This window comes from Citrobacter sp. RHBSTW-01013 (assembly GCF_013781985.1).
GTDB lineage: Bacteria > Pseudomonadota > Gammaproteobacteria > Enterobacterales > Enterobacteriaceae > Citrobacter > Citrobacter braakii.
Map to the genome: position 1 here is coordinate 1,412,168 of NZ_CP056185.1, position 12,109 is coordinate 1,424,276.

Annotated in this window: 9 protein-coding genes and 2 pseudogenes; 1 reads left to right on the forward strand and 10 read right to left on the reverse strand. The window is 54.6% G+C overall.

Features of this window, described 5'->3' with window-relative positions; all coding sequences use genetic code 11:
- Window positions 1-2: 2 nt before the first annotated feature.
- From HV350_RS06790 to HV350_RS06815, 6 genes and pseudogenes are all read right to left on the reverse strand, one after another.
- The gene (locus tag HV350_RS06790; protein WP_181630081.1) at window positions 3-1,085 is read right to left on the reverse strand and encodes a fimbrial protein; all 1,083 of its coding nucleotides are present in this window, start codon (window positions 1,083-1,085) and stop codon (window positions 3-5) included.
- On the reverse strand, window positions 1,076-3,571 hold the full coding sequence (locus tag HV350_RS06795) for a fimbria/pilus outer membrane usher protein (RefSeq protein WP_181630082.1): 2,496 nt from the start codon (window positions 3,569-3,571) through the stop codon (window positions 1,076-1,078). Before HV350_RS06795 ends, HV350_RS06790 begins: the two co-directional genes overlap by 10 nt.
- A gap of 52 nt (window positions 3,572-3,623) precedes the next feature.
- Window positions 3,624-3,872 (reverse strand): annotated as a pseudogene (locus tag HV350_RS06800) (molecular chaperone); the annotation flags it as partial.
- Between the two features lie 23 nt (window positions 3,873-3,895).
- Window positions 3,896-4,593 (reverse strand): IS1-like element IS1A family transposase gene (locus HV350_RS06805; RefSeq protein ID WP_103215986.1). Its coding sequence is split into 2 segments (ribosomal slippage): window positions 3,896-4,344 and window positions 4,344-4,593, totalling 699 coding nucleotides; the frame shifts between segments, so codons are not numbered across the junction.
- Window positions 4,594-4,655: 62 nt separating this feature from the next.
- A pseudogene (locus HV350_RS06810) lies at window positions 4,656-5,093 on the reverse strand (fimbria/pilus periplasmic chaperone); the annotation flags it as partial.
- A 76-nt stretch (window positions 5,094-5,169) separates the two neighbouring features.
- Window positions 5,170-5,748: a fimbrial protein gene (locus HV350_RS06815; RefSeq protein WP_049270012.1), complete on the reverse strand. Its 579-nt coding sequence runs from the start codon at window positions 5,746-5,748 to the stop codon at window positions 5,170-5,172.
- A gap of 488 nt (window positions 5,749-6,236) precedes the next feature.
- Here HV350_RS06815 and HV350_RS06820 point away from each other — a divergent pair, with 488 nt between their 5' ends.
- On the forward strand, window positions 6,237-7,385 hold the full coding sequence (locus tag HV350_RS06820) for a 3-phenylpropionate MFS transporter (RefSeq protein WP_019077391.1): 1,149 nt from the start codon (window positions 6,237-6,239) through the stop codon (window positions 7,383-7,385).
- Here the strand turns inward: HV350_RS06820 and csiE are convergent.
- The 4 genes from csiE to HV350_RS06840 all read right to left on the reverse strand — a co-directional run bounded on the left by csiE (window position 7,380) and on the right by HV350_RS06840 (window position 12,109).
- Window positions 7,380-8,657, reverse strand: coding sequence for a stationary phase inducible protein CsiE (gene csiE / locus HV350_RS06825; protein WP_047416449.1), 1,278 nt, complete (start codon window positions 8,655-8,657; stop codon window positions 7,380-7,382). The genes HV350_RS06820 and csiE overlap by 6 nt on opposite strands.
- A 247-nt stretch (window positions 8,658-8,904) precedes the next feature.
- A complete protein-coding gene (locus HV350_RS06830; RefSeq protein ID WP_047416447.1) occupies window positions 8,905-9,504 on the reverse strand; it encodes an SIS domain-containing protein in 600 nt (199 codons plus the stop codon).
- Entirely contained in the window at window positions 9,501-11,138 is a 1,638-nt protein-coding gene (locus HV350_RS06835; protein WP_181630083.1) for an FGGY-family carbohydrate kinase, read from the reverse strand. Before HV350_RS06835 ends, HV350_RS06830 begins: the two co-directional genes overlap by 4 nt.
- 17 nt (window positions 11,139-11,155) lie before the next feature.
- A complete protein-coding gene (locus HV350_RS06840; protein ID WP_003037658.1) occupies window positions 11,156-12,109 on the reverse strand; it encodes an ABC transporter permease in 954 nt (317 codons plus the stop codon).

Consider the following 12,109-nt stretch of genomic DNA (forward strand, 5'->3'; position numbering starts at 1 on the left):
CGCTATTTCACGAGAACGGTAATCGTGGCTGTACCGCTAAATTTACCTGGGGCTGGCGTTCCACCGAGGAGATTGATCGGCCATGCCTCCAGGCTGATGACCCCCCGGCCGGAAGGATGGATACCGATTAACCCATTTGTGAACGGGATATTGATGTGGGTGTCGTCGATACGAGCCATTCTCACGCCGATGTCTGGGGTATTATCGGCCTCCCGGCGGCGGGCGACTAATGTGTACTGATCAAGCAGATCATCGCCATCAATCCTCATTTCCATCTTATTGTTGATGCTTGATGTATCGCCACAGTCGTAGACAATATCAAAATTGACTGGTGTATAGCCGTCCGGCATCTCATTACGAGTAGTGAAACGGCTGGTGTTGATATAACCGAGATCGACCTGAATGACGTCGCCCTGGTTGATTTTACAGTCCTGAGGCACGGTAATGCTCCCCTGGATGCGCAGTTCGGCGATATCTCCCAGGCTGCTCATTGACGGAGGGGAGGTCGTCGTGCTCCATCCTGCCCGTACGGAGGCGATTGGGGTATCTGGAATCACCAGTTCACCTAAGAAGGGTTTGGTGACGTACAGCGTAAAACGGGTACGTGCGCCTATCGTCACCGGCGCGGCGCGATTCTCCGCCGGATCGTCGGTACACACGCTGCCTTTGGGGTTGTTTATTTCATACGAGCCATTTTCTCTCAATGGGTCACGGTTTGTCGGTAAGACGGCTGTGGCGCCGGGAATATCGTCAACTTCGGTTTTAATATCCAGATTATCATTCAGATGGTAAAAGCCGCTGAGTTGACCGATTCCGGGTAGCGCGCTGGTGACCGTATAGAACAGCGCCACTCTGCTACCCGCGCCACAGTCACAATCAATTTGATAGGCACCGCCCGAGAGCGGTGTCGGCAGCTCCAGCGAGGTTCCGGCGACGTTCTGGGCTTGTGTCCAGTCGCTGGAGACATCGGCGTTAAAGCGACCTGCTGCGGCGCAGGACCCGTTCGCCGCGTAGACCGGGGCGATAGATAGCACCAGCAGCGCGGCGGCAATCCCATTTTTCATCCACGAATTCTTTATTGACATAGTGCGTTCCCATTATGTATTGCGGCGCTGCGAGCGGCATCTTCCTGCAGGCTGAAGGTAAACTGGCACTGTTGATCAGGCTGATTGCCCCAGCGCACGGACCACCTCTGCGGCTGATTGTTCACGCCGGTGATATACAGCACGCCGCCTTCATCGACGATGCTTTGCTGCGTCTGGCTGCTGGCTACTGCGCCGAAGGGCAGCGCATTCCCTCGCGCATCGGTGAGTTTCAACAGCACGCGGTAGCCGGTCTGGGCAATAAAGTGCGCCGTTACGGCGGCACCGCGATTAGGCACCACGGTACGCACGGTTTCGGTCACATCGACATTATCCGGCATCATAGTGGTATCGAGAGAGATGGCGTTTTCCTGATACGCGGTCAGATAGGGGATAATGGCATAGCCAAAATAGTCGGTGGCGATGCCCGGATAGTTTTTCACCCGGATACCTGCCGCGCCGTTGGCGTCAATCAGCGCAAAGGCATTACCCAGCGGCTGCGACAGCGTCACGCCGTGGGGATGGGCGACAATACCGCCGGAGAGGCCGTAGCTCATCTGTTGGCTATCGCTGCTGTAGTCGTAGCCCGCATTCATGGTGCCATAGGCAGAGCGATAGCTGCCGTACAGGCTGCTGCTATCACCGCCGCCGCCTTCGCTTTGCCGCTGTTTGAGGCTATAGCTCAGTCGACGGTCTTCCAGCAGCGAGCCGTTGATACCCACTTCGTGCTGTGTGGCGCGATCGCGTTGATCGGTGGTGCGCCAGGTTGCCCGCGCATGCGACAGCCAGCGATCCAGCGGTACGCTCAGGCTGAGCGACAGCGTGCGATCGTTGTCGCTGTCCTGCGAATCGGTGAACTGGCCGCTGAGGTTATAGCTCACGCCCCATAGATTGCCGTTCAGACCGATGGACAGGTTTTTATCCTGCCCCCCGCGATCCCAGTACTTCTGCTGCGAGCCGGAGGCGTAGAAGCTGATACCAGAAAACAGCGACTGGCTGACGGTGAACTGAGCTTCATTGCGCAGGCGGTCGTCGGCGCTGATGTCCTTCTGGTTGGCGTCGGAGAAGTTGAAATAACCGCTGCTGGTGTAGCGATAGTAGCTTACTGACACGCTGGTGCCGCTTTCCGGTAGATCTTTGATGTACTGGGTACGCCAGCTGTAGCCGTGATAGTTTTCATCGTTATCAAGCTGGGTATCCGCACGGCTGACATCCATCGATACCGCTCCAAGTTCGCCGAGTGTAGAGCCGAGACCCAGCGCCAGCGCCCGATAGTCCTGCGAGGCATTCAGGCCACCGTACAGGGTCAACACGTTGTTCAGGCCATAGCTGGCGGTGCTTTCAAGGAACTCCGGTTCGTTGCTGTCCTGCGAGCTGGCGGCGCGAAAGCGCCCGGCGGTGGCGCTGTATTTGAGATATCCCGGCCTCTGCATCTGCGGTAGCGCGGAGAATGGCTGGACGAAGTGCCGCACGCTACCGTCGGCCTCTTCGATAGTGACGTCTAAATCGCCGCTGAAGGAAGAGGGGTAGAGGTCGTTGATTTCAAAAGCGCCGGCCGGGACATTGCTTTGATACAGGGTGTAGCCGTTTTGCCGTACCGTGACGATAGCGCTGGAGTTGGCGATACCGCGAATGGTCGGCGCAAAGCCGCGCTGGCTGTTGGGCAGCATGGTTTCATCGGAGTACAGCCGCACGCCGGTAAACTGATAGCTGGTGAATACTGTGCCTTCCGTTGCGCTCTCGCCCATTACCAACTGCGATTTCAGACTTTTGATATCCCGCTGCAACCAGCTATTAATGCTCTCCCAGCGTGTGTCGTTATCGTTGTGCGTCCAGGTGGAATAATTGCGCAGCCGCCAGGGGCCGATATTGGCGCCGTTTTGCATATTCAGATACTGGTGCTGGGTGTTATCGCTTTCGTATTGGTTCTGCGAGCCGCTAAAGGCGTAGTTGGTAAACAGCACCGGCATACCGTCGTCCCAGCGGGAGGGGTCAATATAGCCGCGGGCGTCGCGGTACAATGCAATCTGCGGCACGCTGAGATTCAGCCGGCTGTGGTTGAAGTCGAACTGAGAGACGCTGCCGGGGATGGCCTGCGCCAGATCGGCAATTATCGTACGGTTGTCCTGCTCAGCAAGCTGCGGATAGTTGTCGATCTTAAAGCCTAACTCACGTAGCTGCCCAAGGGTGAACTGAGGAATCAGCTGGTGGTCTTTACCGGCGATGAACGGCAGCGTACGTTGTACCGTTTTCTTTTTATTAATATAAATATCAACAATATATTCACCAGGGAGCTGGGCGTTATTCTGAGAAAATACGTTGAGATCCACTGCCCGCTGGCCACTTTTCTCCGTTTCCAGCAGCGCCGGGTCAAAATAGAGATCGCTGGCCCAGGCCTGGCATGCGCTCAGGCATCCGCTGACAATCGCGCAATGTATCCAGAAAGAGAGCCGTTTCGTGGTTAATAAATGCGGTGTTAATTGCACCATTTCGCTTGTCATTCCTTGAGAGCTATTATCGTATGGTCAACATGGGGTACGGCTATTGCAGCGTTCGGGTTTCCGTTTTGGTGGCCCCGCCGTAGTCGTTAATGGCTGCCCACTGCACCGTTTTCCCTGCAGAAGCGGGAACCTCGATCTGTTTATGCTCGCCGGGAGCGATATAGTCGATTTTACTGGTGAGATCGGTTTTCCCGAGCGCAATACCGGCAAAGACGACGTGATAAGCCGATGGGTTATAGATGTCTAACTTATTATTGCTATATTTATATTGGAGAGATTTATAGGCATCGTAAGGTTGGTAATGACTCCAACTTATTGATAGTGTTTTATGTTCAGATAATGCCCGATGACTTTGTCATGCAGCTCCACCGATTTTGAGAACGACAGCGACTTCCGTCCCAGCCGTGCCAGGTGCTGCCTCAGATTCAGGTTATGCCGCTCAATTCGCTGCGTATATCGCTTGCTGATTACGTGCAGCTTTCCCTTCAGGCGGGATTCATACAGCGGCCAGCCATCCGTCATCCATATCACCACGTCAAAGGGTGACAGCAGGCTCATAAGACGCCCCAGCGTCGCCATAGTGCGTTCACCGAATACGTGCGCAACAACCGTCTTCCGGAGCCTGTCATACGCGTAAAACAGCCAGCGCTGGCGCGATTTAGCCCCGACATAGCCCCACTGTTCGTCCATTTCCGCGCAGACGATGACGTCACTGCCCGGCTGTATGCGCGAGGTTACCGACTGCGGCCTGAGTTTTTTAAGTGACGTAAAATCGTGTTGAGGCCAACGCCCATAATGCGGGCAGTTGCCCGGCATCCAACGCCATTCATGGCCATATCAATGATTTTCTGGTGCGTACCGGGTTGAGAAGCGGTGTAAGTGAACTGCAGTTGCCATGTTTTACGGCAGTGAGAGCAGAGATAGCGCTGATGTCCGGCGGTGCTTTTGCCGTTACGCACCACCCCGTCAGTAGCTGAACAGGAGGGACAGCTGATAGAAACAGAAGCCACTGGAGCACCTCAAAAACACCATCATACACTAAATCAGTAAGTTGGCAGCATCACCCGTAAGGTTTACCCGTTAAATTGGCTGGCCGATAGAACAGTTTGATACGCGTTTTAAATACCAGGGTCAGCATATTATTATCGCTGTCGGCAGACTGGCTTTTTGCCGGGATCGCGCGGACGTTAATAAAGAAAAGTGATTCTTTGTTATTAATGATGTTTTCAGATGATTTAATTATTCGTAGTGATGAATCGCTGCCCGAATCCAGACGAAATAGCGGTGGCGTAATAATAAAAGGACCACGCGCCGTTCCTTGCGCATTATCGACCCACGACTGTAATAAATAGGGCAGGTTTTCGCTGCGGTTAGCCACCGGCAGGGCGGCCTCTTTTTTCCCGGCATCGTAGATGACGCGAGTTCTCTCTAGCACAATTCCACCCGCGAGGCACTGGCTGACCCAGCCGCCAAGCAGCATCGATAATACGAGAATAGTGTGTTTTTTCATCACAGTCATCCTTAACCAGACGTCAGAAAACGTCTCTTTCCGTCCTTGCTGGAAGAAAAGAGACGACGTACGGGAATTAGCGGTAGTCTATGGTGACATCCACGTTGGCGTTGGCTTCCCCAGGGGTGATCAGTGATGAATCAACGGTGGAGACGTAATAGGCTTGCAGCCCTACGGTAGTGGTGCCATTGGCGTCCGGGGTAAAACTAACTTTCGGCGTGGTGAGCTTATTCAGTGACATTTGCTTGCCGTCGCTGGCTCTGTCGATACGGATACCCACGCCTGTTGCGGCGGTATCCAGGCCGCTAACGGCGACCAGAGCGTCGTGATCGGGCGCAGTCACGGTGCTGCCTGTGCGCGTTTCCAGCCACAGCTGGAACGAGTTGTCCGTTGTACCATCAACGTGTTTCCACGTGGTGGTTGGGCAATTTTTTAACGGAATATCAACCGGAATCGCCGGGGAGCGGTCGCCAATTTCTTTAAACTGCGCGGCGGCGTAGTGACCCAGTTCCACCTTGATGACGTCGCCATTAGAAAACTCACAGGTGCTGGTTAGAATTTCACCCGTAAATTCAATGGTGCCATCTGTCGCCCATGCGCTTCCCGCAGAAAGTGCTATCAGGCTAACTGCTATAGATTTTGTAATTTTGTTCATTAAATTCCCTCTTATCCGATAAACCTATTGACAATTAAATTTATGAAAACATACAGGTTAAAATTAATTGCGGGGCGATGGTATTCGATATTCGTGCATAAGCAAGTTAAGGCGTGATGTTTTCAGATTATATTTATTAAAAATAAGAAAATTAACTGTCATTGTATTAAATAATATTAAATTAGTGAAGGGTGAAATATTATAATAACGAATGTTTTTGCTAAGTATTATACTCGTGATGATATTAAGCCCTTGATATTTAGTTGCGTGTTTTTTAGCTAATTTTTCCCTTCCTTGCATTCCTGTTTACTCATCCCATTACATCTTCTGCTGTAAAATTGTACAGGTGTAAATGATTGTGGATTCGGATAGCCAACAGTGTTGGTTAAAAGTGATGTTTGTCACAATTATCTGGTAAATGTGAACAGTAGTACTCTTCAGAATGCGGCTTGTGTCATTAGACTAGGGCTTCTAAAACGGGAGGACCCATGGCTTTGCATTCCACGCGCTGGCTGGCGCTCGGTTATTTCACCTACTTCTTTAGCTACGGTATTTTTCTGCCTTTCTGGAGCGTCTGGCTCGAAGGGCTGGGGCTGACGCCGGAAACCATCGGTTTACTGCTGGGCGCGGGGCTGATTGCCCGTTTTCTCGGCAGTTTGCTGATTGCGCCGCGCGTAAGCGATCCCTCTCGTCTGATCTCCGCTTTACGTATTCTGGCGCTGTTGACGCTGGTGTTTGCGCTGGCCTTCTGGGCGGGCACCAACGTGGCGTGGCTGATGGTGGTGATGGTCGGCTTTAACCTGTTTTTCTCGCCGCTTGTGCCATTGACCGACGCGCTGGCCAACACCTGGCAAAAACAGATAACCATGGACTACGGTCGGGTAAGACTGTGGGGATCCGTTGCCTTTGTGATTGGCTCCGCGCTGACTGGCAAGCTGGTGAGCCTGTTTGACTATCGGGTGATCCTGGTCCTGCTGTCGCTTGGCGTCGCGTCGATGCTATTGGGGATGATGATCCGCCCGAGCGTGCAGCCAGCAGGGGAAAACCGTCAGCAGGAGAGCGCGGGATGGCCCGCCTGGCGTGCGTTGATAACCCAAAGCTGGCGTTTTCTGGCCTGTGTGAGTCTGTTGCAAGGTGCGCATGCCGCTTATTACGGGTTCAGCGCCATCTACTGGCAGTCTGCCGGATATTCCGCTTCGGCGGTGGGCTATTTGTGGTCATTAGGCGTGGTGGCGGAAGTGATTATTTTTGCGCTCAGTCACAAGCTATTCCGCCGCTTTAGCGCGCGCGATTTGCTGCTGCTTTCCGCCGTTTGCGGCGTGGCACGTTGGGGGTTGATGGGCTGGAGCACTGAGCTACCGTGGCTGATCGTGGTGCAAATCCTCCATTGCGGAACCTTTACCGTCTGCCACCTGGCGGCAATGCGCTATATCGCGACGCGCCAGGGCAGCGAAGTGATACGTTTGCAGGCGGTGTATTCTGCGGTGGCGATGGGCGGCAGCATCGCCATCATGACCGTATTCGCAGGCTACCTGTACCAGAATCTGGGCAACGGTGTATTCTGGGTGATGGCGCTGGTGGCGCTACCGGCAATCTTTCTGCGCCCGAAGGTGGTGGCGCAGCCTGCAACGTTATGATTCGAGAATTTTGCGGATCTGCTGCTGCTGATGCGGCGTAAGTGCCAGATCCGCATGAATCAACGGCGGTGAAAACAGCGGCAGCGGCGTGGTATACGGCGTAATAATCAACGTGACTCCGCGCGGCGTACCCTGTTTTTGAAAGTCCTGCATCGGCATATGTTTTACGTTGAGCGGCAGCAGCGTCAGTTCGCGCAGCTGTTGCTCAATATGCGCTTCAAGTTGTTCATTGTTGCCGGTCAGCAGGATAATCTGCTTCTCGTGCAAATCCTTCTCCTGCATCAGCCAGGCACCGAAAATAACGGCGACCAGCCCGATCTCTTCTTCTGAAAACTGCACATCGTACTCCGCTTCGAAGCCATGTATCGCCTCGCGGGTAGTACGAACCAGACGGGGATAAAGTCGGCTGAACTCCTCCGGCAGCGTGTTATCAATGCCAATGGCAAACACGCTGCGGTTAAGCGCCTGGGCAAGGTGAATATACAGCTGATCGTTCAGTCCTTGCTCATCGCTGAAGCGCACATTGCCATACTCGCGAAAACGCAGCACCAGCCGTGCAATAGCAAGACGCAGGCGACGATCCTGCTGGTGGTTATCGCGCACGGGGTCGGGGATACGGAGCATTGAGAACAGCAACGCCATAAACAGCGATTCGCCCGGCGGCGCACTCTGCATGACGTGGCGCTGCCAGTGGCGGCCAATTTCCTCAGCGAGCGGATACTCTGCGCAGGATTGCGCCCAGCGTTGCTGGAGCGGATTAAATTCCGGGGTGACTCCCGCGTGATGCTGTAGCAGACAATACTGTAAATACAGGCGCAGGAACTGGATGTCACGGTACTCAAACGGTTTCTGCAAGCGCCGGGAGCACAGATTAATGAGCGCATGCAGATTGGTGTCGTCATACAGCGTACGCGCGATACCTTGTTGTTTCAGCGCCATTTTTAATGCGGGTGTGAAATGCTGGGCGATAAAAGTCGGGCAGATCCGCAGACCGCGGCGCAGCCACTGCAACAGACACAGGCGCTGATTTAGCGGGGTCCCTTCGATCGTATAGCCGCCATTCAGCGCGGTGGTAATCGCGAGTCGGTGATAGCGCTGGATTTCGAGTCCTGCGCCAATAATATCTTCCTCAACAGTGGCATCATCAACGCCATTGAGGCTACTGAAGGTTTGAGCTGTAGCGATTTGCCCTGGCAGGAAAAGCGTCAGCAGCACCTGGCAACGGCGCTGGGGAGCGGAAAGTACAGATGGTGGAGCAAGCGTTGACATCATCTGTAGAATCTCCCGTAAGTATGTTTGATAAGAATAGCTAAAGTTTGCTCATAGATTTGGAGAATGGAATGCTTTCCACCAGGAATGCTGGAGAGCGTCACAGAATTTTTAACGTGCGGAACAGATAGCAGGAGTGGAACGCAGCGCGTTAACTGGCTTTTTCACTGTTTTATCTTCTATTGAGACATAAAAAAACCCGCCTGAGGGTGACGGGTTGAGAAGACGAGTGGAAATGCGCGGTCTGGTGTTACTGCTCGCGGCTCAGCGTTAATCCCACATCACCGCCAGGATGTACAGACAATAGCGTCTCTTTTGAGTAACCGCTTTCGCTCATCAGACAGGCGCAGGCGGCGTCAAAGATAGCCAGGACCAGTAAAATTGAGGTGGTGGCCAACATGTTCAACGGGTCGGCCTCACGCTGGACGCCGGTGGAAATCACCAGCCTCGACGCTTTAGCAATGGCTGAGTCGGCGTTTTCAGTCACGCTCAGGATGGGCACATTTCTCGCAGCCAGTCCGGGCAGCAGCCGAGTGAGTTCATCCGAATTTCCCCCGCGTGATAGCATAATGACCAGGTCGTCGGCGCGTAAAAAACCGAGATCGCCATGCGCCGCATCCGTCGCGTTGAGGTAAATCGCCGGACGTTCCACGCAGGCGAGCATGTGCGCAACTTTACGCGCCGCAATACCGGATGTACCGACGCCAGTGACGACGATTTTCCCCTGGCAACCGCGCAGCTCCGCCATTAGCGACTGCCAGACCGGTTCAGTCAGATGCTGTCCCAGACCTGCGAGGGCATCGCTATAGAGCTGAAATACGCCGATGGCCTGAGACCAGGAGTTACTCATGCGTCCTCCTGCATCAGTTGGCGGTATTTCATATGATCCTGATACATCTCGTGGAATACCCGATATTTGCGATCGTAGTACTGCTTAATGCGATTGGTCTGCGGGGTGACCGTTTTACCAATCCGGCTCATCGCCGACATCGCTTCCGGGAACGTGTCGAACACGCCTGCGGCGATAGTCCCCATCATGGCGCCACCCAGCAGCATGGCTTCGCTCTCTTCAGGCAGCAGCATGGCGCAACCGGTGGCGTTGGCATGCTCCTGAACGAAGATCGGGTTTTTCGTCCCGCCGCCGCTGGCCATGATTGTATCGATGGTGTAGCCGCTTTGGTTCATCGTTTCAATGATATGGCGCGTTCCCAGCGCAATGGCCTGGATGGTTGCGAGGTACTGGAGCGCCATATCTTCCGGCGTGCGGGACAGCTTCAGTCCGGTGATTGCTCCCGTTAGCGTGGGGTTAGCGCGCGGCGAGCGGTTGCCGTGGAAATAGGGCAGGATGTGCATGTCACGGGTCAAAAAGGCGATATCTTCCGGCTCACCAGCCATTTTGCGCAGCAGCGCATTCAGCACTTCATAAATGGTTTGCCCCTGAGACTTAGCCTGCGTCAGCAGGGTTTCGTAACACGGGTGCGACTGAATAACGTGGTCGATTAACGCCCCGGTTGCTGACTGCCCGCCTTCATTGAGCCAGTATTCCGGCAGTACGGCTGAGTAGTAAGGGCCCCAGACGCCGCCGATAAAACGCGGCTCTTTGGAAATCGCCATGTGTCCGGTGGAGGTGCCACCAATTAGCGCGACACGACGGTCAAAATCCGCCACCTCTCCGGAAACTCCGCTTGCGCCGAGCGTACCGAGTGTGCCGGCGTGGGCATCGATTATCGAGACGCTGACCGCGGTCCCTGGAATCAGTCCCATTTCGCTGGCGGCGCGCGCGGACAGCCCGTGACCGAGAGGTTCGCCCATGGTTTTCACGTAGCGACCAATTTTGGCAGCATCATGTTCCAGCAGGTCTTCCAGCCCAATCTGGCGGAAATAGCTGGCATCCCATTTGTCTTCATGGCCCATATAGGTCCATTTACACACTGTCGAACACAATGAGCGTGTGTCATCGCCTGTTGCGCGCCAGGTCAGAAAATCGGGCAGGTCAAAGTAGTAACCCGCATTGGCCCAGGTATTGGGCATATGCTGCTTCAGCCACAGCAGCTTGGGCGTTTGCATTTCCGGGGAGATAATGCCGCCAACGTAGTCCAGCACCCGATGATGCAGGGCGTTAATGCGTTCAGCCTGGGTAATGGCGCGGTGATCCATCCACACAATGATGTTCTGTTCGCTGCGCCCGGACGGGCTGATGGTCAGCGGTTTACCTTCTTTATCCAGCACCACCAGTGAGCAGGTAGCGTCAAAGCCCAGACCTTTCACCTGGATTGGGTTGATATCTGACTGGTTAATCGCATCGCGAACCGCGTTACACACCGTCTGCCAGATGTTATCGGAAGACTGCTCAACAAAATCGGCCTGCGGGCGGTAAATCTCGATAGCCCGACTGGCCTGGCCGACCATTCTGCCGTTGAGATCAAACACGCCGGCACGGGCGCTTCCGGTTCCGACATCCACACCAATAAAGTAACTTGCCATAATTTTTTCTCCTGAAATCAGGCTTTACGATTCTGTAATGCGATAAAGAGGATCAGCACCGCGCCCCACAGCGCCATCGTCAGATAGCTGCTGACCCCCAGCAAGTTAAGGCCGCTTTCCAGCATTTGCAGCACAATCAGCGCCAGTACCAGGCCGATAATGCGCCCGAAACCGCCATCCGGGTTGATGCCGCCGAGGACGGAGGCAAGGATGGTGACCAGCAGGTATGACTCACCGTATCCGGCTTTTGCCGAGTTGAATTTCGCCATCATCAGAATGGCGGCGACCCAGCCGAGCAGGGCAGAAATCACGTACACGGAAATTTGTACCCGGACGGTATTTACGCCGCTGTAGCGGGTAGCCTGTTCATTGGAACCCACGAGATACAGACTGCGCCCAAGCGTGGTGTGCTCCAGCAGTACCCACAGCAGGATTGCCACCAGGAAAAAGAGCAGCAGCGCTACCGGAATACCGGCAATCGTGGCGTTACCAAGATATTGAATGGCGGTCGGGAAACCGGAAATCACTGTCCCATTGGAAAGCAGAATATTCAGCCCGGAGATAAGCGTCATCGTGCCGAGCGTGGCGAGAATCGGCGAAACCCCGACCCAGGCAATCAGCGCGCCGTTGAGCGTACCGATTGCGACCGCCACGGCAGCGCCTGCCAGCAGCGCCAGCACCAGAAACAGAGGGTTATCCGGATGGGTGACGATAATCGCCGCCATTACCAGCGAGCAGGCATTCGCTCCTGCAATTATCGACAGGTTTATGCCGCCGGTCAGCATGGTCATGCCCATCCCGAGGGCCAGCATGCCAAGGATCGGCAGTTGCGAGCCAATCGACTGGAAGTTAGCGACGCTGAAAAAACGGCTGCCGAGCAGGGCCGAGAAGACCAGGGCGACGACCACAATAATGACGCATTGCAGACGAATGATGGCATCACCGGGTAAAAATCTGGCGATTGTTTTCAT